The sequence below is a fragment of the Neorhizobium sp. BT27B genome (assembly GCF_050455485.1).
GTDB lineage: Bacteria > Pseudomonadota > Alphaproteobacteria > Rhizobiales > Rhizobiaceae > Neorhizobium.
This window is the reverse complement of the sequence record NZ_JBCIYT010000008.1, coordinates 31,980-57,919: the sequence shown is the minus strand read 5'-3', so window position 1 is coordinate 57,919 and position 25,940 is coordinate 31,980. Positions and strand designations below refer to the sequence as shown.

General features: G+C 57.1%; 21 protein-coding genes and 1 pseudogene. 6 read left to right on the top strand and 16 right to left on the bottom strand.

Annotated features, from left to right (window positions below; all coding sequences use genetic code 11):
- Positions 1-164 precede the first annotated feature (164 nt).
- Complete coding sequence (locus tag AAIH70_RS20825; protein ID WP_430035336.1) at positions 165-1,325, top strand: ROK family transcriptional regulator; 1,161 nt, start codon at positions 165-167, stop codon at positions 1,323-1,325.
- Between the two features lie 167 nt (positions 1,326-1,492).
- On the opposite strand, the gene AAIH70_RS20820 is transcribed toward AAIH70_RS20825, so the two are convergent.
- From AAIH70_RS20820 to AAIH70_RS20780, 9 genes are all read right to left on the bottom strand, one after another.
- Complete coding sequence (locus tag AAIH70_RS20820; protein WP_132281302.1) at positions 1,493-2,323, bottom strand: carbohydrate ABC transporter permease; 831 nt, start codon at positions 2,321-2,323, stop codon at positions 1,493-1,495.
- The gene (locus AAIH70_RS20815; protein ID WP_430035687.1) at positions 2,320-3,174 is read right to left on the bottom strand and encodes a carbohydrate ABC transporter permease; all 855 of its coding nucleotides are present in this window, start codon (positions 3,172-3,174) and stop codon (positions 2,320-2,322) included. Before AAIH70_RS20815 ends, AAIH70_RS20820 begins: the two co-directional genes overlap by 4 nt.
- Before the next feature lie 91 nt (positions 3,175-3,265).
- Entirely contained in the window at positions 3,266-4,534 is a 1,269-nt protein-coding gene (locus AAIH70_RS20810; protein WP_132281299.1) for an extracellular solute-binding protein, read from the bottom strand.
- 86 nt (positions 4,535-4,620) lie between these two features.
- Positions 4,621-5,691 (bottom strand): ABC transporter ATP-binding protein, encoded by a 1,071-nt coding sequence (locus AAIH70_RS20805; RefSeq protein WP_132281296.1) that lies wholly within the window; start codon positions 5,689-5,691, stop codon positions 4,621-4,623.
- An 8-nt stretch (positions 5,692-5,699) separates the two neighbouring features.
- Positions 5,700-7,211 (bottom strand): alpha-N-arabinofuranosidase, encoded by a 1,512-nt coding sequence (locus tag AAIH70_RS20800; RefSeq protein ID WP_430035332.1) that lies wholly within the window; start codon positions 7,209-7,211, stop codon positions 5,700-5,702.
- 141 nt (positions 7,212-7,352) lie between these two features.
- Positions 7,353-8,282 (bottom strand): ArsR/SmtB family transcription factor, encoded by a 930-nt coding sequence (locus AAIH70_RS20795; protein ID WP_132281290.1) that lies wholly within the window; start codon positions 8,280-8,282, stop codon positions 7,353-7,355.
- Positions 8,283-8,573: 291 nt separating this feature from the next.
- Positions 8,574-11,870 (bottom strand): GAF domain-containing protein, encoded by a 3,297-nt coding sequence (locus AAIH70_RS20790; protein WP_430035330.1) that lies wholly within the window; start codon positions 11,868-11,870, stop codon positions 8,574-8,576.
- 119 nt (positions 11,871-11,989) lie between these two features.
- Positions 11,990-12,601 (bottom strand): general stress protein, encoded by a 612-nt coding sequence (locus AAIH70_RS20785; RefSeq protein WP_430035328.1) that lies wholly within the window; start codon positions 12,599-12,601, stop codon positions 11,990-11,992.
- A gap of 45 nt (positions 12,602-12,646) precedes the next feature.
- A complete protein-coding gene (locus AAIH70_RS20780; RefSeq protein WP_132281281.1) occupies positions 12,647-12,964 on the bottom strand; it encodes a PepSY domain-containing protein in 318 nt (105 codons plus the stop codon).
- A gap of 283 nt (positions 12,965-13,247) precedes the next feature.
- Between AAIH70_RS20780 and AAIH70_RS20775 the strand changes: the two genes are divergently transcribed.
- Positions 13,248-13,925 (top strand): ferritin-like domain-containing protein, encoded by a 678-nt coding sequence (locus AAIH70_RS20775; RefSeq protein ID WP_132281278.1) that lies wholly within the window; start codon positions 13,248-13,250, stop codon positions 13,923-13,925.
- A 247-nt stretch (positions 13,926-14,172) separates the two neighbouring features.
- Positions 14,173-14,520: a DUF3253 domain-containing protein gene (locus AAIH70_RS20770; RefSeq protein WP_430035326.1), complete on the top strand. Its 348-nt coding sequence runs from the start codon at positions 14,173-14,175 to the stop codon at positions 14,518-14,520.
- Positions 14,521-14,574: 54 nt separating this feature from the next.
- Here the strand turns inward: AAIH70_RS20770 and AAIH70_RS20765 are convergent.
- Positions 14,575-14,970 (bottom strand): annotated as a pseudogene (locus AAIH70_RS20765) (OB-fold nucleic acid binding domain-containing protein); the annotation flags it as partial.
- Between AAIH70_RS20765 and AAIH70_RS20760 the strand changes: the two are divergent.
- Positions 14,936-15,082, top strand: coding sequence for a hypothetical protein (locus AAIH70_RS20760; RefSeq protein ID WP_165932174.1), 147 nt, complete (start codon positions 14,936-14,938; stop codon positions 15,080-15,082). The pseudogene AAIH70_RS20765 and the gene AAIH70_RS20760 overlap by 35 nt on opposite strands.
- Before the next feature lie 178 nt (positions 15,083-15,260).
- Here the strand turns inward: AAIH70_RS20760 and AAIH70_RS20755 are convergent, their stop codons facing one another.
- The 3 genes from AAIH70_RS20755 to AAIH70_RS20745 all read right to left on the bottom strand — a co-directional run bounded on the left by AAIH70_RS20755 (position 15,261) and on the right by AAIH70_RS20745 (position 18,872).
- Complete coding sequence (locus AAIH70_RS20755) at positions 15,261-16,991, bottom strand: GAF domain-containing sensor histidine kinase (protein WP_430035324.1); 1,731 nt, start codon at positions 16,989-16,991, stop codon at positions 15,261-15,263.
- 121 nt (positions 16,992-17,112) lie between these two features.
- Complete coding sequence (locus tag AAIH70_RS20750; protein ID WP_430035322.1) at positions 17,113-17,487, bottom strand: response regulator; 375 nt, start codon at positions 17,485-17,487, stop codon at positions 17,113-17,115.
- Positions 17,487-18,872 (bottom strand): sensor histidine kinase, encoded by a 1,386-nt coding sequence (locus AAIH70_RS20745; RefSeq protein ID WP_430035320.1) that lies wholly within the window; start codon positions 18,870-18,872, stop codon positions 17,487-17,489. Before AAIH70_RS20745 ends, AAIH70_RS20750 begins: the two co-directional genes overlap by 1 nt.
- 341 nt (positions 18,873-19,213) lie before the next feature.
- Here AAIH70_RS20745 and AAIH70_RS20740 point away from each other — a divergent pair, with 341 nt between their 5' ends.
- Positions 19,214-21,763: an HWE histidine kinase domain-containing protein gene (locus AAIH70_RS20740; protein WP_430035318.1), complete on the top strand. Its 2,550-nt coding sequence runs from the start codon at positions 19,214-19,216 to the stop codon at positions 21,761-21,763.
- A 580-nt stretch (positions 21,764-22,343) separates the two neighbouring features.
- Positions 22,344-22,784 (top strand): DUF930 domain-containing protein, encoded by a 441-nt coding sequence (locus AAIH70_RS20735; RefSeq protein WP_430035316.1) that lies wholly within the window; start codon positions 22,344-22,346, stop codon positions 22,782-22,784.
- Positions 22,785-23,050: 266 nt separating this feature from the next.
- Here the strand turns inward: AAIH70_RS20735 and aphA are convergent, their stop codons facing one another.
- The 3 genes from aphA to AAIH70_RS20720 form a co-directional block, all read right to left on the bottom strand.
- The gene (gene aphA, locus AAIH70_RS20730) at positions 23,051-23,746 is read right to left on the bottom strand and encodes an acid phosphatase AphA (protein WP_430035314.1); all 696 of its coding nucleotides are present in this window, start codon (positions 23,744-23,746) and stop codon (positions 23,051-23,053) included.
- 112 nt (positions 23,747-23,858) lie between these two features.
- A complete protein-coding gene (locus tag AAIH70_RS20725) occupies positions 23,859-25,130 on the bottom strand; it encodes a D-tagatose-bisphosphate aldolase, class II, non-catalytic subunit (protein ID WP_430035311.1) in 1,272 nt (423 codons plus the stop codon).
- 16 nt (positions 25,131-25,146) lie between these two features.
- Complete coding sequence (locus AAIH70_RS20720; RefSeq protein WP_430035309.1) at positions 25,147-25,875, bottom strand: NUDIX hydrolase; 729 nt, start codon at positions 25,873-25,875, stop codon at positions 25,147-25,149.
- Positions 25,876-25,940: the final 65 nt, after the last annotated feature.

Below are 25,940 nucleotides of genomic sequence, written 5' to 3'. Positions count from 1 at the left end.
CGACCGAGCCTCGCCCGATCCTGACGGCGGTTTATTACGCTTTATGTGTAACAAATACATGACGATGAAAATGGCTTGAAAGGACAGTTGTTGGCCGCTAAGCAGGCATAAGTTGCGATGAGAAAAAACGTGATTATTACACTTATCCAGTAAGGTATTTTGGCGTGTCAGGTGTTTATGTTCCCAAGGCATTGATTGCACAGCGCTTTCTCCGGGCAAACGAGACGACAGTCGTCTCCTCCAATGAGCGCAAGCTGCTGCAACTGATCTGGCGCAATCCCGGCATCTCCCGCTCGGAGATCACCGGGCACACCGACCTGACGCAGCAATCGGTTCATCGCATCCTCGATCACCTCGCAGACCGCAATGTCATTTTGCTGGGCTCGGCCAAACCGGGGCTTGGGCGCGGGCAACCCAGCCCGATGCTGCGCCTGAACGGCGGCCATGCCTATGCCTGCGGCATCTCCGTCAATACCGACATCATCGGCATCTGCCTCATCGATCTTGCCGGCAAAATTCTGGGCGAGCGGGAAGTACCGCTTCGCGAAACGACGATGCATCAGGCGCTACAGGTGGTGAAGCGGCAGGTCGTCGAGTTGCAACAGCAGAACCGCCTCGCCGGGGATGATTTGTTCGGTATCGGTTTTGCGATTGCCGGCTACCATGTCGATGGCACGCGCCATAACGCGCCGCTGCCACTTCACGAGTGGTCGATGATCGAGCTCGGCCCGATCATCACCGAGCTTTTCGACCGACCCACATGGGTTATCAATGGCGGAAAATCTGGCGCGATTGCAGAATCGATGTTCGGGACCGGCCGCTTCATCCGGCATTTCGCCTATCTGAGCTTCAACTACGGTTTTGGCGGCGGCGTGATCATCGACGGCGACCTCCTGCAAGGCGGCAATGGCAATGCCGGCGAATTTTCCGGACTGTATGATGAGATCGAGACCGACCGGCGCCCTGCCCTGCAATATCTCATCGACCGGCTGAACCAAAACGGTGTCAACGTACCCTCGATCCATTACATGCGCCGCCATTTCGATCGGGACTGGCCTGGCGTGTCAGACTGGGTGGAGGAGGTGACGCCCGCCTATATCCGCCTCGTCAACGCCATCCGGGCCACACTCGACCCCCAGGCGATCGTCTTCGGCGGCCAGATTCCCCCCGCACTGGCATCCATGCTGATCGAGCGGACGAAGATTTTCGATCGCCCCCGTTATGGCGTGCATCGTGGCGGACCGAAGTTGATTATTTCGGAGATAACCAGTGATGCTGCCGCCATGGGGGCAGCCGTCATGCCGTTTCGCCGGATGTTCTATTAGGCTTGGCGGCAGGCAATCTCAGTAGCTCCTGCTGAAGATCGAAACTCTCACCACCCAAAAGATGCTGTTTGGCGAACCAGCCCGTCACGATGAGATGCGCAGTCCGTTTCTAGAGACGGCAATTGCTCAGCAAGGACATGGTCGAACGTCGGCTCAAGAGGCGCCTGCTAACCTTTGACACCGGACGAGATCATCACTGCCTCGGTCACCTTTTTCTGGAAAATCAGGTAGGCGATCGCCACCGGCATGGCACCAAGAAGCGCAACGGACATAAGGCGCGCGTAGAACACACCGAACGCGTCGTTGACCTGGGTTATGCCGACCGGAATTGTCATCTTGTCCTCCGTGGTCACCGCCAGGAAAGGCCAGAGGAACTGGTTCCACGCCATGATGAAGGTGATGATGGCAAGTGCTGTGGTAATGCCCCAGTTGAGCGGCAGGTAGACCTTGAACAGCAGCGTGTAATCACCACCACCATCAAGCACGACGGCTTCTCGCAGTTCCTTCGGCACGGCATCGAAGAACTGCTTGTAGACGATGATGACCACCGGAACGATCAACTGCGGCAGGATGATGCCGGCCCATGTGTTGATCAGCCCCATGTCGTTCATCAGGATAAACTGCGTGACCACCAGCGCCTGCGATGGCACCATGAAGCTCGCCAGCACGACGCCATAAAGAATGCGGCGACCGGGAAAGCGCATCTGCGAAATCGCATAGGCGCACATCATGCCCGAAACGATGACGGTGAACGTGATAATGACCGCCGTGCCGATCGAGTTGATATACCAGCTGACGAGATTGGTGTTCCAGAGAATGTCGATATAGGCGGCCGGATTAAACTCGTCGGGGATGACGCCGGCCTCCTTGGAGACGACCCTATCTTCCGAGCGCATCGAGGTGATGAAGGCCCAGTAGAGTGGAAAGATCCACAGGGCGGCGGCGGCGAAGGTACCGACCGTCAGCACACCGTTTTCGAGTTTGCGGAGCGATGTCATCGGCGGCCTCCGGCGCGAAGAAGTTGATATTGCAGCACGGAGAAGGCCGCGATGACGATGAACAGCACCAGCGCGATGGCCGAGGCATAACCGCCGTGATTGAGCTGAAAAGCCTCGCGATAGACCATCAGCAGCATCACATAGGACGAATTGAACGGCCCGCCCTTGGTCAGCAGATAGATCTGATCAAAGATCTTCAGCTGCAGGATCATCTGCAATGTCAGGACAAGCGCCGTCACCGGCCACAGAAGCGGCCATGTGACCCGGCGGAAAAGCTGCATGCGGGTGGCGCCATCGAGCTGGGCCGCCTCGTAATAATCTTTTGGAATGTTGCGCAGGCCGGCAATGAACAGCAGGACATTAAAACCGTTGGTCCACCAGATGGTGACCAGCGCCACCGTCGGCATGGCCCAATAGGGGTTCTTGAACACCGCGACGGACTTGCCGAAGAAAAACGCGATGACCGGCTGCAAAACGCCAAACTGGAAATCCAGCATCCACGTCCAGATCTGCGTAACCACGGACACAGGCAGGATGTAGGGCAGGAAAAAGATGGCGAGCGCCAAGGCCTGCACGGAGCCGCGCAGCCGGTTGATCATCAGCGCAATGCAGAGCGCCAGCACCGTGGTCGGGATAACCGTCAGGAGGACGAAATAACCGTTGTTCCTGAGCGACGTCAGGAAAAGCTTGTCAGACAGCAGGCGGCTAAAATTGTCGAAACCGACCCACTCACCCTCGCCGATCAGCGGACTGTTGGTAAAACTCAACTCCACCAGCCGTATGGCCGGATAAAGAAAGACCAGCGCGAATGTCAGCACGAAGGGCGCCACAAGCGAAGCCGCCACCGCCATTTCTTTGCGCCGATTAGTCAGTATTGCCACGTCTTGAACCTCCATGCTCGTGAGAGTGGCCGCCGAAGAGCGGCGGCCACGGCTGACGGTGTCACTTCAACACGTTCTGCAGGTCGGACTTCATCTGCTCGGCAGCGGCCAGAGGCTCCGCATAACCGTGGATGGCGGGCGAGATGATGTTGATGGCAGCGTCATAGATCGGCGAACCGACACCGGCGATGGATGAGCGTGGATCATAGGATGCGGTTTCGGCCAGCGCCGCATAGGTGGCGTTCGGCTCCATCTTCTTGAACTCGGCGCTTTCGGCCACCGGCTTGAAGGCGGGAATATGCCCGGCATCGGCCCAGGCAATCGCGTTCTTTTCCATCCAGCCAATCACCGTCATCACCGCCTTGCGCTTTTCCGGTGTTAGCTTGTTGTTGGCGGGAATGGCGAAGGAATGCGAATCCGCCCATGTGGTCTGCGTGCCCATCAGGTTCGGCACCTGCACGGCGCCCCATTTGTAACCGAGCGAACCCTTCTTATCGAGGTCGACCATGGTCGGCACTTCCCAGACGCCGTTCAGCGAAAAGGCCGATTTGCCGGAGGTGAACAACGCAACGGAGGCTTCATATTCCGCCTGTTCCGGCTGCCACTCATTGGTCTGCCAGTTGGTCATCACCTCGATCGCCTTGGCGGCTTTCTGGAGATTGTCGCCGGCCAGAACCTCGTTGCCGGTGATCAGCTCGCCGCCCAGCTGGCGGAACAGAGTGTAGAACACGCGGTAAGTCGCGCCATCATCGCCGGTGGCATAGGAAACCGGTGCCTCGGCGCCCTTTTCCTTGGCGTAGGTCAGCGCTTCTTCGAAATCCTTGAGATTGTTGATGCCGGTCAGCTTGCCATTGGCATCGAGGAATTTCGAACCTTCGAGAAATTTTGCGTTGTAATAGAGCACGATCGAATGGATATCGAACGGCACCGCATGCAGCTTGCCGTCATCGCCGCTGGCGGCCTGAAGCGCTGCGGGAAAAAAGCTGTCCTTGGTCAGACCGGCATCGGTCAGGTCTTTGTCGGTGATTTCATCCAGCACGCCTTCCTTCAGCCCCAGCGGCATGCGCGACAGATGGTAGGTCATTACGTCAGGTCCCTGCCCCACGGCAACGGCAGTGCGCACCTTGGTGTAGAAGGGCACGCCCCATTCCAGCGTCGTGCCGGTGATCTTGATACCCGGATGTTCCTCGTTGAAACGGGTGATCAGCGCCTTCATGCGCACGCCATCACCGCCGGAGAAGAAATCCCACCAGGTGATGTTTTCCGCAGCCAGAGCCGGTACGGACATTAGGGCGATCGCGGTTGCCGCGAAAAGCTTTCTGCACAACATTTGAAGTGTCCTCCATCACGAAGCCACCTCTCCCGAAGGTGGCGGGTTGAAATGTCTGCCATTTCCCTGAACTCCGGCGCGAATTCCTATCGCAACCGGCTGCCGTCTTCGGCAAAGAGCAGAACCTCCCCTGCATCCGCCGAAAGCGATATCTTTCTGCCATCGAAATTTTCGCGGCGGCCACGCAATTCCACCACGATGTCCTTGCCCGTCACCAGGCACGCATGCAGGTAGGACACGCCGCCGAGATCCTCGGCCATATCCACAACAGCCTCGAAACCACCCTCGGCCGGATGCAAATGCTCGGGCCGGATGCCGACCTTGACCGCCGTTCCTTCGGCAACGCTGGCATCCGACTTTGCCGACAGTTCGAAACCGAGCCCATCGAGCGCGACACGGATCATGCCGTTCTGTCTTGCCGCCACCCTGCCGGGCAAAAAGTTCATGGCCGGCGAGCCGATGAAGCCTCCGACAAACTGGTTGTGCGGATCATCATAAAGCTCGAGCGGTTTTCCCGCCTGCTGCAAAACCCCGCTTTTCAGAACGAAGATGCGGTCGGCCAACGTCATTGCCTCGACCTGATCATGGGTGACGTAGATCATTGTGGCACCGATCTGTTTGTGCAGTCTGGCAAGTTCCAGCCGCATCTGCACGCGCAGTTCGGCATCGAGATTGGACAGCGGCTCATCGAACAGAAACACTTTTGGTTTGCGCACGATCGCCCGCCCGATGGCCACGCGCTGGCGCTGGCCACCCGAGAGTTCGGATGGCCGTTTCTGCAGCTGTTCCTCGAGATGCAGGATGCGGGCCGCCTCCTGCACCATATCGTTGACCTCAGCTTTTGGTGTCTTTTTCAGCCGCAGCGAAAAGGCCATGTTCTCGAATACGGTCAGATGCGGATAAAGCGCGTAGGACTGGAAAACCATCGCCACTTCACGCTTGGCCGGCTCGACATCGGTAACATCCCGGCCCTCGATCGATATCGAACCCGCCGTCGTTTCCTCCAGCCCTGCGATCATGCGCAGCAGCGTTGACTTTCCGCAGCCAGATGGCCCGACGAAGACGGCGAAGTCACCAGTCGGGATATCGAGACTGACATCATGAACGACGCCGAGTGCGCCAAAACTCTTGCTGACATTGCGAAGCGTGATCCCCATGCCGGACCTCACGAAACCTTCAGACGGAAAACGTGATAGGACAGCGGGGCGATCGCGCCCTTCAGATTTCCGTCCTCGACGCCGACGCCATTGCCCGCCTTCGGTACGACGTGATCCGGCTTGTCCGGGCCGTTTGTGTCGGTGAGATTATATCCCTCCATGGCATGATGTTCATACAAGGAAATGTCGGCAAACCCGGTGAGGCTGACATCAAGCTCCGCCTTTTCCGTCAGGTGGCGGTTGACCACGAACAGCGTCAGCAGGCCTTCGTCCCGGTTACGCACCGCCGCGACATCGAGATAGGAAACATCGTCGGCCACCTGGCAATCATAGGTCGGCGCATCGACCGCCACACGCAGCGCCTCGCCACGACCGAAGATCGAGGCAAAACGATAGGGGTGATAGATCGTCTGGCGCCATGCAGGACCGTTCTTTTCGGCGCGGATGGGCGCAATCACATTGACCAGCTGCGCGATGCAGGCGATGCGGACACGGTCGGAGCGGCGGATGAACTCGTTGAGCAGGCCGGCGACGAAAAGCGCGTCCTCGAAATTGTAGGTTTCTTCCAGCAGCGCTGGTGCTTCCGGCCAGTCCCAGGTGCGCCAGCGATGACTGTCTTCCTCGCGGATATGATACCAGACATTCCATTCATCGAAGCAGATATGGACGTCGTTCTTGGCGCGCTTCTTCGATTTGACGTAATCAATCGTGCCGGCAATCGTCTGGATGTAACGGCCGGTTTCCTCGATCTTGCCAAAGTAATTCAGCGTATCCTTGCTGGAATTGCCGAAATATTTGTGCAGCGAGATGTAATCGACATTCTCGTAGCATTCCTCGAGAACCTCGCGTTCCCATTCCGGGTAGGTTGCCATCCCGTCGTTGGAACTGCCGCAGACGATCGCCTCGATCGTGCTGTCAAAACCCTTGAACGCCTTGGCGGTTTCATTGGCGAGACGTCCGTATTCGGTTGCCACCTTGTGGCCTATCTGCCAGGGGCCATCCATCTCGTTGCCGAGGCACCACATCTTGACGTCGTAACCGTCCTTGCGGCCATGCGAGCGGCGCAGGTCGCTCCACTTCGTGTCCGATGGGAAATTTACATATTCGAGGAAGTTGCGTGCATCTTCCAATCCGCGCGAGCCGAGGTTCACCGCCAGCATCATCTCGATGCCGGCCATATCCGCCCACTCGGAAAATTCATTGATGCCGATCTGGTTGGTTTCCTTAGAGCGCCAGGCGAGATCCAGACGGACCGGACGCTGATCGCGCGGGCCGATACCATCTTCCCAGCGATAGGCTGATACGAAATTTCCGCCCGGATACCGGATGGCCGGAATTTTCAAATCCTGAACGAATTTCAGGACATCGGTACGAAAACCATTGGCATCAGCCTTGGGATGCCCGGGCTCATAAATACCGCCATAGATCGCGCGGCCCATATGTTCGATGAAGGCCGAATACAGCCGTTGATCGATATCGCTGATCTTGAAATCGCGGTGAACGGCGATGCGTGCCTTCATGCTTGTTCCTCCCAGAAGCAATCAAATAAACGATATAAATCGTATTTTTCGATATACTCATTAGAGATGGCCGATGAAGTCAATGGGGAAATTGTGATGCACCGCAGCAAAAACAGGCGGATTGCAGACCGACGATCTGACTTATTGCTTGGTTTTCAGGCGCAACAGCAGATCCTGCTCATAGTTTCCAAAACCCTTGCCGAAGATGTTGATGCCGCCTGGATGCTTGCCGTCGGCCTTGACTTCAACCCGAATACGGATGGACCGATGTTCGTCGAGAGCAAGATAGGAGGTCGCCACATCGGAAATTCTCAAGCCGTCCACATAGGTCCCGGCCTCCGTCACCGACCATGTTTTAAGCATGCCGTATTGAGACCCCTTCAGCTTCCACCAGTCGGGCGTATAGGTCCCGCGCCGGTCGCCGAAATCGCCCGGCGATGTCCAAACGCCGATTTCGTGACCATTGATGGAAAGCACGATATCTGATGGCCAATTGGGAAGCGTTCCCGGCACTTCCGAGCTGACTTCCATCACGATTTCAACGGCTTCTATCGCATCGCCGCGCAGCTTGGCATTATTCGGGAACTGGTATTCGACGAAACCGCTGGTGAACCACAGGAGGCTCGTCTTCATCCGCTCCGGATCCATGAAGGTTTCCGGAACATCGAGGAGGCCGATGATACCCTCCGTCGAGCAGATGCCGCAGGGGGCTGTAACGGCGTTGTTTGTGTAAAGCCCGAGCGGCATCGACACCTCGATCAGGTCGGATGCCAGTTCCTGCGTTTTCGGCTGGAAGGTGACGATGAGTTCGTCATAGATGGCAAAACAGATTTTCTGGTTGCCTTTGCGCGCTTTCTGGACTTCGATCCTCACCAGCCCGGCCTTTTCGAGGACCTGCAAGTGCGTCGAGACGGAAGACTGCGGGAGGTTTGCCGCTTGCGCCAAGTCGTTGATATTGATGCCGGGTCGCTTCGACAACTCCTTCAAGAGCTTGATACGTGGCAAGGATGAAACGCCCTTGATGGCGGCGATATCCTTCTCGGGGTCTATCACAAGAAATTTCGGGTTCATGGAGCGAGCCTGCATATCACAATCAGACATGCATATCGGAATTCCTGATGCAGATAAACATCAAGTTTCGGCACTTTGCAGTCAAATGCGCTGATTGACGAACGACGTCGATAATCAAGTATCAAGCGCTTGAGCGGAGCCGAACCTGCGACCCGTCGTTCAAGTGACTTGCTATCAACCAATTTCAATCCGAACAAAGGTCTGATTTCCGGCATGGCAGGGGCTGTCCTGAATACCGCTAGGCGGTGATAGCTTGAGGACCTGACAAACCAGCACTTCCTCAAACGGAGGTCAGATTGTGGTCGCCAGTTGCGCGAGCATCGTCGCCAGTTCGTCTATGCGGAAGGGTTTCGTCAGGCGCGGAATATCGGGATCCACGCCCTCGTTATCGGCATAGCCAGAAACCAGAATAACGGGTGCGTCAGGCTTTACGCTCCTTACTTCCCGAGCCAGATCGGTCCCGCTGATGCCAGGCATCAGATGGTCGGTCACAAGAAGATCAAAGTGCGTCCCAGACTTGATCAGATGGAGAGCTTCCTCGCCGGAAGCCACCTCGATGACCGCGTAGCCCAAGTCGCCGAGCATATCTGCCGTGCTCATCCGCACCAGGTCCTCGTCGTCGACAAGGAGTGCGGTCCCGCAAGTGTGTGGCACCTCGAGCAAATCAGCAACGGTGTCGGCGGTTTCCGGAGTAGCAGCGCTCAGTGGCAACCACAGTTCAACATTGGTTCCCAGTCCGAGGCAACTCTGGATGGTGAGTGCGCCGCCAAGCTGGGACGCAAGTCCATGTACCATCGATAGACCAAGGCCCGTACCCTTCCCCACGCCCTTGGTCGAGAAAAATGGCTCAATTGCGCGAGCAAGCGTCGCCTCGTCCATGCCTGCTCCAGTATCTGCGACGGACACGCAGATATAATCACCGGCCGGAAGGTTTGTTCGATGACCCGACAAAACATTTTCCACTCTGGTAGAAATTCGCAGCTTACCGCCGTTCTCCCCCATTGCGTCGCGTGCGTTCACCGCAAGATTCAAGAGCGCCATCTCGAGTTGGTTCGGATCAGCTTTTGCAGGTGGAAGGTCCTCCGGCACCTCGACCACAACCCTAATCTGCGGACCCGTCGTGCTTGCGATGAGTTCACCCATTCCCGCGACGAGCTGAGCGACATCGACTGGCACCGACTGAAGCGGCTGACGTCGGGCGAAAGCGAGCAGCCGCTGAACCAAAGTCTTCGCGCGTTCGGCGGACTGCACTGCCCCTGCTATCAAACGCTGCTCTCGCTCACTCCCCACCCCCCTGCGCTGGAGCAGATCAAGGGTGCCGACTATAGGCGTTAGCAGATTATTGAAGTCGTGCGCGACGCCGCCAGTGAGCAAGCCCATCGCCTCCATCTTCTGCGATTGCCGGAGCGCGTCTTGTGCGACCTCTAGCTCAGTTTGGCGTGCTTTATCGTCGGTAACGTCGCGCGTTATCGAATAAAGCTTGCCGCTTTCCGGCACCGCGACCCACGATAGCCAGCGCCATGCGCCATCTCGGGTCCGGTAGCGGTTTTCAAAGCGCGTGACCGATACGCCGTTCCGCACAAGCTCAAGGGCGTGTGCGATTGCCTCTGCGTCGTCGGGATGAGCAAATTGCGCAAATGGCCGGCCCACGACCTCGTCCGCCGTCCAACCAAGCGCTGCCGTCCAGGCGGGATTGACCGTGTCGAACGTTGCACGGGTCAGATCAATCACCGAGAGCAAGTCTAGGCTATGGCGCCAAATCTGGTCGCGCTCTGCGCTGGTTTCGGCCACCCGCCGCTCCAACGTGTCGTTAAGCTCACGAAGGCTATCCTCGGCGCGGGCGCGCTCGCTTGCTGCTCTGACGCGCTCTGCCACCTCGCGAAACAGGCCTTCCTCTGACGTCGTCCATGCACGAGGAAAGGTGCTCTGCAAGGCCAACAAGCTGACCCAATTCTCATCCTCGAACAGGACGACATCAAGGTAGGCGCCGACTTGCCTGGCCCTGAGCCCGGCCCGAGCGTCTTCATTGAACCTCGTATCTGTCTGGACATCGTCGACCTTGACGACCGGAAACTCATGATAGGCGCGCAGCAGCTCCGGTCCGAACGCCGCAAGATCGTGTTCGCCTACGATCGAATCGACACCGCGCGTATAGTCGCGCTCAATCTTCATGAGGCTGCCGAAATACTCCGCATAGAACACCCGGCTGAGATTGAAACGCTCACCGAGTCGCTCAGCCGCGACCGCGGCGATTTCCTTCGGCGTCTTGAGCACCCGCATGGCGTCAGAAAGCGAGAGCAGGAATGCCTGGCGAGCTTCGCTCTCGCGCAGGGCTTCCTCGGCATGTCCACGCTCGATCGCAGTTGCGAGCTGGGCGGCGATTGCGCTCAGCGCGTTGAGTTCTCCTGGCGAGAAAGGTTTACCCCGACGACCAAATGAGACAGTGCCAAGCAGATCGCCCCCAGCGAGCAGCGGCGCGCTAAAATAGGTATCGAGGCCCAACACCCTCAGGAATACTGCGTGCGCCACAACGGATGTTTGAATTTCGGTAACGTGCATCGCTGCACGATTAACCGCGACAATCCCACAGACAGTTTGGCCAAATTCAATCCGAGCCGCGGCTTGCTCCTGCTCCGGCGTCAGCCCAACTGCTGTGATCAACTTGAGCGCACCGTCGCCGCACTGGTAGTGAAAAGCTACGTCTAGGCCAAACTCGTCTGCAACAAGCAAGAATAAGGTTCGCACAGCCTCAACCTGATCATCCGCCCCGAGCAGGATCGGCGACGCTTTGGCGACAAGTGAAAGGCGACGGGCATGCTTCTCGGCCCGCGCTCGCTCGGCCCGCGCGGTACTTTCCGATCGCCTGAGCTCTAGCCGCGCCATGGTTTGTTTGGCGAGCACCTCAAGCGCGCGTTTCTGCCGCTCGCTGATACCCTGCGGCCTGCTCTTCCGATCCAGGACGCAAACCGTGCCGAGCGGTATGCCGTCAGGCGTCTCTAGAACGGCGCCTGCGTAGAAGCGCAGGCCGTCGGCGATGTGGATCAGCGGATTGCCTCTGAAGCGATGGTCCTGCGTGAGGTCCGGCACAACAAGAACGCCCGGCTGCATGATTGCGTGCCGACAGATGGACACATCGAGCGGGAGGGTGTCCGTGCCGATGCCAACCTCCGCCTTGAACCATTGGCGATCGGCAGCGATAAAGTTGACCACGGCAATGGGCGCTTCGAGGATATCCGCAGCCAACTCGGCCACATCATCAAAAGCCTCTTCCCGGCCACTGTCGAGTATCGTGTAGCGCTCGATCGCGGCCAGACGATCGGACTCATTCCAAAACGGCACCGAAGGTTTTTGATCCAGGTCGGACGTCAACTCGAGCATAGGAAGAAGCTCTCCAGTATTATCATTCTGGAATGCGCTTCCGGGTAATGCTGAAGCAGACGGCAGAACGCTTTTCAATTGTTGATAGCCAAACGGCGTATTCTCAACACTAATGTAGATGCCAGGGTGATTTTTACCAGAGGCGACAACGGCGATTACAGTCAGGTATTTTACCACTGTTGCGCTGGGAACGCTCGCTTTCGTCCGCATTTCTCCGCCGCCGAGAGACGCCCGAATTGAGGACCTGCCCACCGATGAATTCTGAGGTTCCCAAATGCAAAAAGGCCACTCTCTCGAGTAGCCTTGAAGCTTGGCAATATCAGTCAGCGTCAGGCGCGGGGGTCTGGACCGTAGCGACCACGCTCTGCTGCGATCTGATCGGCCGTATAGGGATCCGCGGCGTCATCGAAACGTGACCAGCCTTCAGTGGTGTAGGCCTGGCGGCGGGCAGTGAGATCGACCGACCGGGTGCTGCGAAGGATAGCCTCGGAAGCGGCAACCTTGTCTTCTTCGACCTTGGCAGCGACTACCGCGCCGCCGCGACGAACACCTTCAGCATAGACGTGAGCGTCTTCCTCTTTCACGCCAGATTCGATCATCGCGCCGACGATGCCACCGACAGCGCCGCCAGCAACAGCACCAGCGACAGCCCCGACAGCGGTAGCTGCGAGCCAGCCTGCGGCCACGACAGGACCCACGCCGGGAATCGCCATCAAGCCGAGGCCTGTCAGGAGACCACCCGCGCCGCCGGCGACAGCGCCGATACCAGCGCCAGTACCCGCACCTTCGGCAGCGTTGTTACCCTGCCCTTCGATATCTTCCTTGCCATCCTTGTTCGAGATGATGCTGATGTGATCGGACGGAACGCCTGCATCTTCGAGAGCCTTCACGGCAGCGCGGGCATCGTCGTAGGAGTCGTAGAGACCTGTAATCGTAGGCATTGGGGGTTTCCTCGTCGTTTTGTTTTTGTTGTTGGAAGAGCTGGCTTACTGAGCCATCGTGATGTTGCCCTGGAAGTCGAGCGCGACGTTGCCGTGCTTGCCATCCTTGCTGCCCATCGCACGCCAGACACCCTGATCGTCGAGCTTGAGACCCGATACGTCTGTGTAACCAGCTTCTTCGATGCGGGATTTCGCCTGGGCTTCGGTAAAGCTGTTCTTGCCAGCCACGGGCGCACCCGGGTTCTGCTCGCCCGAATTCGAGACCGCAGGTGTCGTCTGCGTGGTCTTCGGTGCTTCGGTCTGCGCGATGGCGGCGCTTGCGGAAAGAAGTGCGGCGACAACGCCAAAAGCAATTTTTTTCATAGTCTTACTCCCAAATCCTGCACCGTTTTGAATGCACCTGGAGAACACTTCAGGTTGGGAAAGGTTCCGACTTCCGGACCTCTTGGATTCCACGTGAGTCTGTGACGGGGGTTGGAGGAATGCGATCGAAACGACATTGAAAGCCGCTGCGCATGTTCTTACTAGCGGACGCCGAGCGAGTTGACCGGGCCGATTAATGACCCCGCTGACATTGTTCGGAACCTTGGCTGACCGCCCTCGTTCTGTCCCGCCTATTCCATGGCATCACAAGGGAGAGAACACGATGGCTACTGCCGACAAGTCCACCAAGGATGACAAGGCTTCTAAGAATGTCGCAAAGAAGACCGCGCGCGCCTCTGGGACAAAGAGCGGTACTGCCAATACCGAAACGCGCAAGAAGCGTGCGCAAGCGGTGGCCACCAAGGCCGCGGCTCGCAAAGAAACACGGGCCTCTCAAAAGGACGTCAAGAGCCTCTCTGACCTCTTTGAGCACGCACTTGGCGACATCTACTACGCCGAAAAAAAGATCTATAAGTCTTTGCCAAAGATGATCAAGGCAGCCGATCATCCTGAACTCGTTGAGGCACTGACCTCGCATCGTGATGAAACAGCCGGCCAGATCGAAAAACTCGAAGCGATTTTCGAGCTTCTCGGCAAACGCGCCAAAGCTGAAAAGTGTGATGCTATCGACGGCATTCTTGAAGAAAGCGAAAGCCTGCTTGAGGATTTCGGCACAAGCGTCGCTGCGGACGCCGCGATCATCTTCAGCTGCCAGGCGATCGAGCACTATGAGATCACACGTTACGGTTCGATGCGTGCTTTCGCGGACGCTCTAGGTATGGATGAAGCCAAGCAGCACATTGATGACATCCTTGCCCAGGAGAAAGCTGCCGACGCCAATCTTACGGAACTCGCTGAGGACTCGGTGAACGCTGCCGCAGCCGAGTACGACGACGAATAATCGAGGCCGTCCGGATGTAACAGGTTGGTCGGTTTTAAAGCCGACCAGCTCCATTTTCGTCGGCTTCAGAGAGAGCAAAACTCCACCAAGTGCCGGCAGTTTTGCTTACCGTGATATCGGACACGCCCACGAGGGCCATCATCACAGCATTTGTAGTTTGATGTCTGGCCGGCGCTGATGCTTACTAGACGAAACCTTTATTCGCCGTGGTTGACCTGAACGCGTTCCCAGAGGTTGAAGCTGAGCCATGAGCGTGCATGTTGTATCGACGATCTTGAGATGTGTCGCAGATCGACCTAACGGCACAACGTGCCCGAGCGAAGTTGCACGCACCCTTGCAAACGACCAGAACTCCCCGTTTAAGTGGCGTGAGTATATGTCAATGGTACACGAGTCGGTGGATGCCCTGGTTGCGCGAGGAGAGATCACGCTCAGCTGGAAATCTAACGTTATGAAGAAGCGAGCAGGACCCTACCGAATAAGTGAGCACGGAAAAATGGCTAAGTCGAGCGATTATTTCACGACCGCGCCACTGGTCGCGCACAGCATGGTTACCGTCAATACGCGCGGCGGACTGCGTGGCTGTAGATGTTGATGTCGCCTTAAGCTGTGGATGGGATCGGAACCGACCATTGTTAGAAATCAGATTTCACTGAAAATTCCGAGCCTTCACCTTCAGCGTATCGATATGAAGATCGCGCACGAACATATCCCGAGGGGTCAGCACGGGCTTGGGCTTGTCGCGTGGATCCGGCCCACCACCATGAGCAAACTCATCACCTCTGCCCGCCGGCATCTTGAACTCGGCATCCCGGTCCGCCAGGCCTGACAGATCAGCGGTCAAATCGAACAGCTGCTGCGCGACCAGATGCACGACCTCGCCTTCGCGTTGGATGCGGCCATTGATTACCATCATACTGGAGCCGAGCACGATGCGACGGCGTTTCTCGACCAGCGATGGCCAGACGACGATATTGGCCGGCCCGGTTTCGTCCTCGATGGTGATGGACATGACATCCTTCACTGATCCCGGCTGCTGGCGCATGCTCGCCTATCAGACGAACCCCGACCAAATGGGGCAGATCGTTGGTAACGCGGCCGGCGGCCAAAAGCAGCTGGTGCATACACGCTGGGGCTTACCTGTTGATTGTCACTGATAACAGACCAGACGTTTCCGCAACTCCGGATGGACGGTAAATGGTCGTTCGCGGGAGGGGCATGGCGTTTGAGCAATCACCGTTTGACGGAGGCCGTGAGGCGGGAACTGGTCTCTCGACTCGTGAGCCCACGACCTCAACCAGAAACTTGCAAAGAACACACCGTATGCTGACCGGTTTAGCGAACTCTGGTTCCGGCAATCATCGGCATACGTAAGGTGAAGCATGTCTGCTCTTCGTTTGAACTTACGTCGATCCGCCCTGCATGGGCCTGCGCGATCTGCGAAGCGATGTAGAGACCAAGACCAAGCCCCTGCGTGCCGGACTTGCCCTCGCCACGCCTGAATGGCAGAAAGAGCTTGTCGATCTGCGATTTTTCAATTGGCGTTCCGCCGTTGGTCACGCAGATCTCAAGCGTCCCGTCGCTTGCCTCAGCACGGATCGTGATCGGCTGATCCTGTGCGCCATGAGTGATTGCATTTGACAACAAGTTCGAAACCATCTGCGCCAGACGAAGATGGTCGACGGAGACAATTTCCGGAACGTTCAGGGATGCCGTGATCTCACGGTCTGGATTGGCTACCTGCACCTCATCGATGACATGCTGCAACGTTCGAGCAAGATCGTCCTCTGATAACGAAAGCGATAGTCCGTCCCCCATGCGTGCCCGGGCAAGGTCCATCACGTTCTCCACCAGCCCTGACATCCGGGACAGGCTCGCCTTCATAAGCTTGAGGATGACCGGACTGCGGTCGGTCCATCCATCCCTCAGCAGCCTGGTCGTTCCCGCATCGATCGCCGCGATCGGGTTGCGCAGATCGTGACCAAGCACGGCGATGAACTGTTCGCGTAGTTCGGCAAGCGCCCGTTCCTGCTCGAGCGCTGCACTGCTTGTCTCCAGCCTCTTCCCGGCATCCAGATGATGGGCGATCAATTCCGCGAATAGCTTGAATGCCCCCAGCACTGCGGGGTTCTTTAGCTTGGCAGGGTTGGGGTCGATGGCGCACAGCGTGCCCCAAAAGGCACCGTTCTCCAGAATGATAGGCTCCGAGATGTAGCTGCGGAGACCGTAGATACGTGGGGTATGATGATCCCGGTACTGCGGATCTTCCGCTGCATCATCGAACACGATCGTCTGGCGATGACTGCGAATCTCGTTGCAGAGAGTGCTCTCGATCGGAAGTTCGTCGCCGGGCTTTAGCCCGAAGCCGACCGGGTCGAGAACCTGGCAAGCGACCCAGCGGCTCTCGGTGACGCGCGCGACCGCGGCGAAACCCATTTCCGTCATACGCAGGACAACGTCCAGCATCGTCGGCACGGCTGCGATCCCGGCAACCCGTTCGATATCGTGTGCGAAGTCCTCACCAGACGTCTCAACGTCAATCTTGGCTGGCACCCTGGACGAAGCCATGGACTCGATGAAGGCGGCATTCTCCAGGGCGGTAGCGGCGGCCTCGGCAAGCGCCTCGAGCGCCTCAACCTCCCAGTCAGCAGGTGTGTAAGGCTGCGACCAATATACGCCAATCGCCCCGACAGGGTTCTCCGATCGGACGGGCGCCATTGCCATCGCGCGGACAAAGGTTCCCGCATAGAGCTCGTAAGGGATCCGGTCATCTTTCGTCACGTCAGGAATGACCGCCGTTGCCCTGTTGCTCATCGACCAGCCGCTGACGCAGGCGATCGAAGGAAACTTCTGTCCCTTCCAAAGCGGGCCGATGGCATCTTCTTCGACGTAGTGACAGAGGTCGCCATCCTTGAAGATTATCGCGATACCGTCGCAGCCGATCACTGACCGGGAGGTCTCTCGAACAGTCTCAATGGCAGCCTCAACCGTTCGGGCCCGGGCGATCGTCGCGAGAGCTTTGGACAGAGAAGCGAGTGGCGTTGAAGGTCTGGTTCGCTGATCCATCGACCATCGTCTTTCCGGTATTAGCCGTTATATCAGCGCCCATGTTCGCACGGCGCTCCGATTTCTGATAGCAAAACTTATGTGAAGAGGCTTTTGCAAAAGATATGCGGTTGCCGAAAATTCAGTCACAGACCGCGAGTTGGCGGAGAGAGGAGAGTACCTCCCTCTCGGAATACGGCTTCCCCACAAAGCCGAGCGGTCCGAGTGGCAGGGCGGCTTCCCGCGTCCGCTCATCCAGGTTCCCGCTGACGAAGAGCGACGGGATGTTCCAACGCTCCCGTAGGGCAGCCGCCGTCTCGACCCCGTTCGTTCCTCGAGCGAGGTTTATGTCCATGATGGCGACGTCGATCACGCCCACGTTCTGCTCGGCGAGCGTGATAGCCTGTTGCATATGGGAGGCCTGGCCCACGACCTCGTAGCCCGCATCGAGAAGCATGTCCTCAAGATCCATTGCGAGCAGCATCTCGTCCTCGACAATCAACACACGAAGGGGCATCAGTCGCGCTCCTTCGGAAACGTCACCGTCGCATTGTAGATCGCTCCCTCCAACTGCCGGAACGTACCGTCGATCTGAGAGGCCATGCTGTTTACGAGCTTGAGTGACAGATCGGAAAGCGTGCCTTGCGCGGCATCGCTCACTTCCAGCTCCATCAGACCACCTGCGATTTCCCGGAGGGATACGTGGACGGCCGCGCCTTCCTTCAGCGCGTTCCGCATCGGCGAGCTCAGTAACTCGTTAAGAATAACGGATATCGGGATCGCACGTTCGGTCGGTAGAGATATTTCGTCGGCCGTGACCTCGATCCTGCGTGCCTTTGTCGATCCGGCAATATCAAGGCAAAGCTTGGTGATGTGATCAGACATGTCGACGGTCAGCGAATTCTGGGTCCTGTAAAGACGCTCATGAACCGAGATAATAGCCCTTACGCGAGATATCGCCTCGTCGAATGCCTGCAGAACGACTGGGTTTTCCAGCCGTCGGGCCTGCAGGCGAAGAGTGCTGACCACGAGCTGGAGGCTGTTCTTGACGCGATGGTTCACTTCGGAAAGGAGCTGCTCCTGTGCTTTCAAAGCCATCGACAGTTCCGCCTCGCGGTCGCGTTCGGCCGTCATGTCCATCATCACACCGATCATTCGAACCTTGCCGCTTGAAGTTCGGAGCACCTCGCCGCGCGAATTGATGTGGCGGACTTTCCCATCCGGCAGCATGATGCGGTAGTCGAAGTTCATTGCCGTCTGGTCGGGCGAGTCCAGAACGCTGGCAACGACTTGCTGAACGCGACCGAGATCGTCTGGATGCATTCGTGCAAAATAAGGCTTCGCGACAGGACCGCCCTCTCCGGGATAAAAACCGAACATCACGTCAACCGCATGGCTCCTGCGCCACATGTCGGTTTCCGGTTCGTATTCCCAAGAAGCCAGATCGGCGGCATGGAGCGCAACACGCAGCCGTGCGTCCGCCTCGCGCCGCTTGACGACGCTCTCGGTCACGTCCATCGGGTTCTGGATGATGTATCGGATAGTGCCATCTTGCCTTGCGACAGGAGTATGGATCGGAGTCCAGAACTTCTGAGTAAAGCCGCCACCCGGCTGTGGAATATCGTATTGGATAACCGCCATCTCATGCGGCTTTCCCGTAGCCAGTGCGTGACGGAGTGAGATTTCGAGCGGCCCCTGCTCCACTGTACCGGCCGCGTCAGGGTTTTCCGGGAACGCCTCGAGAATGCTCCGTCCGACGATGTCGTCTCGGGTGCGCTCAGTCAGGCTCAGGTAGGCATCGGAAGCCCCGACGATGACAAGATCAGTGTCGAGAACAAGATAGGGCTGCGGCATCCCCATCAGGATGGCGGCGAAATCCGTCGGTCTGGCAAGCTCATTCAATTGGTCATAATCTCCGGCCGTCCGACACCATGTTCGTATTTGATTACGTCAGGATTAAGCGGCCTGCAGCCACGTCCCCATTCCCCAGCACCTGAAACTTGAAACATCGGAAAAGGTTTCATCCGCCAATGCGAAATTATGCAGCTAGCGCGTCCTATCGTGGAACGAAATCCCGTAACCCGTCGTTTGCATGCGATTTTCTAACTAGCTGCGCCCCGGAAATCTAACAAGGATTCCCTTTGGCTGATCTGGAGCCCCCCGTTTCGTAGACGTTGCGACATGGGTTTGCTTGTGGCAAATATCGGCGATCCACGCCCTTACAGGAAAGCGAGTACCGGACGTTGAGCTATGACAGAAGCACGGTCGATCTGACGAACTGTGATCGGGAGCCCATTCACATCCCCGGCTCCATCCAGCCGCACGGTGCCATGGTGGTCGTAGACGATGAGACGGGCCTCGTCTCATTTGTATCGGCCAACGTCAGCGAATTCCTTGGCGACACCAACCGCGACTATCATGGAACGGAACTCGCCGACGTCGTCGGAGCGGGCGTTGCGCATAACGTCGCCAACGCCGTAGCCAAGGCAGGTTCAGGGCAGATCGCTGCCGTCGTGCTCAAAGCCGACATGGTTGACAGCGGTGTCACCGCAGACATCACCGTTCACCGTTATGAAGGTCGAACATTCCTCGAATTCGAACGCCCGGCTTCACTGGAAGATACCGAGGTCGCCCTCCACCTGACCCAGTCGCTGATGAAACGCGTCGACGCGCAGAAGGACTTTGATGGCCTGTTCCGGACGACAGCTCGCCTGATCAGGGCCATGCTCGGATACGACCGCGTGATGGTTTACCGCTTCCTGCACAACGGAGCCGGTCGCGTCGTGGCGGAAGCGAAGGAAGGTTCGCTCGAAAGCTTCATGGGGCAGCATTTCCCGGTTTCCGACATTCCTGTTCAGGCCCGTAAGCTCTATGTCCGGAACTGGGTACGGGTGATCGGCGACGCATCCTTCGTCCCCGTGCCGCTGCAGCCGAGCATCTCCGATGAAGAGGCTCCTGTTGACCTCTCGTTCGCCCACCTGCGAAGCGTGTCGCCGATCCATTGCGAGTACCTTCAGAACATGGGTGTAGCAGCCTCGATGTCGATCTCGATCGTCGTTGACGGCGAGCTGTGGGGACTGATCGCTTGTCATCACAACACACCGAAGCATCTTTCCATCCCGTTGCGAGTCGCCACTGAGATGTTCGCTCAGTACTTCTCGCTTCACGTCGCGACCATCGAAAATCGGGCCCAAAAGGCCGCTGCCGTAGGGACACGCGCCCGCCTCGACGCGATCATCGCTGGCGTGGACCCGGCTGATCCAGTGGAACTGACGCTGCGGGCTAGACTGCGCGAATTTTCCTCGCTGATCGCGAGCGATGGCGCAGGCCTCTGGACGCAGGGAGAATGGGCATCATTCGGTGTCGCACCGCCTGAGGACGTGGTTCCGTCTCTCATGGAACTGATCTCGCAGAAGGCAGGCCGCAACATCTGGGATACGCAGGATCTCAGAGAAGAGACCGGAAACGAAAACGTCTACGGCTCCCGCGTCGCTGGAATGCTCGCCATCCCGATTTCGGTTTCCGCTCCGGACTTCCTCGTCTTCTTCCGCAGTGAAGAGGCGCACCAGATAGAATGGGCCGGAGAACCCCGAAAGAAGATCGAGCTAACCGAGTCGGGCGAGCGCCTGACACCACGCGGCAGCTTCGAGACCTGGAGGGAAGATGTCCGGCACAAGTCGGTTCCATGGACCGATGCGGATCTGGTCGTCGCCGATGCCATCCGCGGCTACGTTCGGGATGTCATGCTCTCTCACAACGACGCAACCGAGGAGCAGCGTGAGAAAACTGAAGACCAGAGGAAGTTGCTGAACTCCGAGCTGAACCATCGCGTCAAGAACATTCTGGCGCTGGTGAAGTCGATCGCGACACAGACGGGAGCGAACTCTCTCTCGGTTGATGATTACGCGAAGTCGTTCGAGGGACGGCTTCGGGCTCTCTCCTACGCACACGACCAATCGTTTGCCGGAACCGATGGTGGCGAGTTGCGCGGTCTTATCGAAGCCGAGGCTGGCATGCACCGCTTCGCCCAGATGCCGGATAGGATCACGATCGGCGGAGATCCGGTCGGGCTCACCGAGCGCGCTTTCGGGGTGTTTGCCCTCCTGCTTCACGAGATGATGACGAACGCCGCCAAGTACGGTAGCCTGTCGGTTCCATCGGGCAAGCTCGACATCTCCTGGTCAATAAATGCTGAAGGAAACTGCGAGCTCTCGTGGGTTGAGAGCGGCGGCCCGGAAGTGGTGCAGCCCACCCGGCGCGGTTTCGGATCGAACCTGATCGAGAAGACCATCTCGCACGACCTTGGCGGCACCGTCGATATCGACTTCGCGCCCGCAGGTCTCCGGGCAAGGATCATGGTCCCTGGCAAACATCTGCATGCGGTCACCGAACGGGAAGCTGGTCAGCAGTCGGACATCTCCGTGGCTGACGAACTGCTTGTAGGCCTCCGAGTTCTGTTGGTGGAGGATCAAGCGCTTATCGCCATGGATACCGAGGAGCTGCTCCGGACCATGGGGGCATTGGAGGTTGTCGTAGCTGCCGATGTCGAGACTGCGCTCGACAGAATCGCCGAGACGGTTCCAGCCTGCGCTGTGCTTGATCTCAACCTCGGGTCGACCTCTTCGGAGGAAGTCGCTGTCGAGCTTGAACGTCACAACGTCCCCTACGTCTTCGCCACCGGCTACCGCGACAGCGTGAGCATCCCGGATCGCTTCTCCAGCGTGCCGGTCGTGCGCAAGCCTGTCGCGATGAGCGCTTTGGCCATCGCCCTTCAACAGGTCATTCCAGTCTGATATTGACTGACGTCAGGTGACCCTGTGAAGTCGCGCTGGCGATGGATAGAAGATGTCTTCGAGCGTCTTGAGGACGGCGGCGACACCCAGGCTTACGGTAACGGGGTCCGCTGGGACACCAACCGGGGGCGTCCTCGCTGCGCGGCTCCCGTGCCTAACGAGCATCGAGATCTTGGCGAAGCCCTTCAGTCTGCAACAGCTGGAGCAGAGCGTGCTGGCGGCGGTCAAATGAAGCAAACGCCTCTCGTTCCGGTCTAAGGCCGTTTCTATCGGTTGCCCGATACAGACTACCGCCAGGAATTTCTGCCTCATGCTCTTGATGGGATCAGTACCTACGACCCGCAATTGAATGACCTCCGATCATGAATTCAATAAATATGTCGCCGGTTCAAGTCACTGCGCGGAAATCTACCGCCCTTCTCCAGAAAGAGCACTCGTCAAGAAAGAAGGTTCTGCCCAACGTCACAAGAATATTCCCTGTGCCTCCCCATTTTGAATGGCATGCGCCTATCCACAAGCGCGCGAGTTCCACTCTCATCACTTCGTTGACCGGTAAGGTTCGACAGCATTAAACAGGGTCATGGAACGCGCGAAACCAGACACACCCGTTCGAATAGCCCTGTTGCAACTCTTCGTCTTTCTATGGGCAGCGATCGCATTTTTCAGTTCGACAGAGGTCACGCACGCTTTGCAGGTTGAGAGACTGAACGGACAGTTGATGAAGCTTGATCCTGAAACTCGGCTTGAACAAACCGGCGACACCAAAGTCATGTTTCGGATAAATCGAGAAAGCCGAAAATTTAGCATCGACAAAGTTATCGCGTATGCGTTCGGCGACACGATCAGCGACGAAAACTCGTTCGTGGCCCCCGGCGCTGTCCTACGCAGCCGAGGTGAATGGTATCGATTGTCGTACACATGTACGACTGGTCTTCGGCATCTTGATGCACACAAACTGAATTATGAAATCGGCCCGATTGTGCCTCGCTCGAAGTGGCAGAAGCATTTCTTGTACGATTGATTGTTCGGGATCCATCCGTAGCTTTGGACGAGGCGAGACAAAATTGCTCGCTGAACCAGGCGTCCAAGCTTTACGTTTCGCGGCTCTTGCGTGCCGGCTTTGCTAGATAGCACTTAGTCGAGCAATTGCTCATCCCACACTTCGACCCGCAATTTCTGGACGGCGGGCCGATCAATTACGATCATTTCATATTTATACAACAAGCGACCAATCAGTTTCGAGCCCATTGGTGAACATCATTTCACGAGATCGACCTTGTCTCGCACTCAACGGTCCGAGTTGACGATCACCTCTTCCCCAAATGATCCGTTCTTTGGCATGGGTTTGTAGGTGGTGTTTGAGGCACGCAGAACTCTTATCGGACGAGCACCAACCTCTAGGGCCTGTCGCATGTCTCCATCAGCATCACCGTAATAGATCTTTACAGCGTGCTCCTTGAGAAAAGTCGTCTTGGTCGCATCACCGGCGGTGAATACCACTGGATTAATCGATGCCATGCGAAAATTCCGCTTGATCGTTTCAGTCACCCGTTCGCCTGGGCTGCCCGTACGCCCGGTGATGAAGAAGATATTGTCGCCGCGCTTTGTGTGCATGGCTATCAATTTGGCCGCAACCTCTTTTGGAAGCGAATAGTTGATATCGCAGTTAGCATTAATATCTGTCCAGAATTCCTGGTTCTTCAAATAGTCGAATTTACCGGGAGAGTATTTCTGCTGCCCGTAAAAGAAGCAGGGGCTGGAAAACAGAACTGTATCGTCCACGTCAAAGCCGACCGTCAGTGGCGGTTGCCCCTCAAGTGATTTTTCGATTTTTTCGATATCAACCCAATGAATTGGATATTGATGGGAAAGCTCATCCGTGCTGGCCCCGGATGCGCCGGTTTCTGCAGCTGTCGGCATCGAAATTCCAAAAACGGATGCGCTGATGACTATACTGACAAGCCCGAACTTCACTGCTTTCATCGCTATTCTCCTTAAACATTCGTGTAGGGTTTAGAGCGCGACTGGCAGAGGTACCGATACCACCAGCGGGTAAATGATAATGGGCGCAAATCCACTCGCGATGATCACACAGTCAACTCAAGTGATGGCCACATGCGCTGGCGTAATCACGAAGAATTGCGTGAACATATGCTGTCTTTATCGCTTCAAATTCTGGCTCAATTTCGCCGGACCTTACATGCGAAGCAGCCGGCGCGAGATACTGGCTGACCAAGGTTTCCGGAATTCGGACATTCCTTAATCGTTGCTTCAACCCCTCGACAGCCGCCCGCGAAGCCGGCTGGTTCCAATAATACCTTATGCGATCCGAATAGCTGTAATGTCGTTGAACGTGCTGCACCGTCAGATTGCCTGGATAGTATTTCTCCCAGTGCGCCCGATCAGTCATCATGATCGCTTCCAACTTATTCTTGAGTCCCGGAGAACCACCGTCCAGTTCAGCAGCGACGAGATCCAAACCATAGAGCGCCTCGCGCAAAGCAAAGGTCAAGCCCGGACCGACCTTCAGGATAGCAAATCCGTCATCAACCAAAGCGGACAATGCTGCTTTGGTTTGGTAGTCGGTAGAATGGGCTTCAAACACAATACTCGGCATGTCAGACAGCGCATGCGAGAGAGATTTTGCCCGATCCTGGTCATAAGCAATCACATTGGCGTTGCCGAACTCTACACCTGGCTGAACGACCAGTCCGATGACACGTTCAAAGGCGGCTTCGAGCCCCCTCTTTGCGAAAGACTTCGAGTGAACATCTAACGTCCTGCGCGCCGCGGCCGGATCGGTAACATCCAGATGGTCGACGGCGTGCGATGCGCCACCCGGCACTGGCACTTCAGTCCCGATAATATAGACGGGCAGGTTGGCGCTCTTGCTCTCAGAGACCGCTGCTAGTGCGGCCGCGCGTTCGGCCACGACTTCATCGGCAAGAACTTCTTGTTCTCCTGCACATCCCATTGAACAATCGAGATGCAGCTTCGAGAATCCTGCCTTGGCATAGGCCGCGACCATTTCCTGCGCTTTTGCCATTGCATCGACTGCGGGCAGATGTTTCCATGGATTAGGGCCGAGATGATCCCCACCGAAGATGAGACTTCCAACGTCGAAGCCGGCACTTCCAGCTATCTGCTCGACGAAGCCGCGAAAATCGGCCGGCGTCATTCCGGTGTAGCCGCCATACTGGTTTACCTGATTACAGGTTGCTTCGATAAGCACCGGCTGGCCAAGACTGCGCCCGAGAAGAAGAGCTGATCGAATGACGTCCGGATGTGCTGAGCATACCGATGTTATTCCATATTTTTCGCCACGATCACGGCGCGGCCGCAAGGATAAAAGAGGTGAGCTTGTCATCAAAATCTCCGTGGCATCAGGGGGAAGCAGTGGCTTCGAAAACATCGGGCCAACCGCTCAGGAAGATCGGCGCGAGATAGTCCACGACCTGTTCCCGGTTCGTCTGGACGAATTCTGCCACCACCCGGCGCTCGAACTTCACGGCATGCAGACAATCAAACTCGGGACGTTCGCCGGCAGCACACAGAGCTGCCCGGTTATGGGAAAAGGAATACTGAGCCTGCTCCGCAGTCATATCGAGCCGCAGTGCATAGAAAATTCCTACGGTGGAAAGGTCACCGCCTGATTTCATGCAAAGCGGTCGATACCGCTCTAGCTTTTCGCCGAAATCCGGTCCCAGTTCCTCGATGACCTCACGCTGGCAGCAGAGCTTAGCATCGAGTTGTCCATCGGAATCCAGTTCGATGCCGCCACCTGGGCACTGTATCTGCGAAGGTGCCGATGTGTGCGACGACATCTGTCCTAATAGAATATAGTTGTCGCAGGTAAGGACAACCGCCGCTGAAAAAACGGCGCGACAATCAAACTCGTTAACATCGTCCTGCGCCGCGTACAGATAGTGTGCGTAATCCGTCAGTTGCATATGGACGGCGGAATCTTCGTTCTCGTTTGGAATGGATGAAGCAGACAGAACCGGCCCATTAAAAAAGCGACCTTCGTGATTGATCTTCGCCCAGTATTTTTCGACTTTCGTGCTGTATGCAGGTGGGAATTCGACTGATGATCCGTCGAATGCGAGCCGCAACTCCCGACTGCTGAATCTTATACGAGGCATGGCAATTGTCTTTCGTTGTCACCTGAACATGCTGT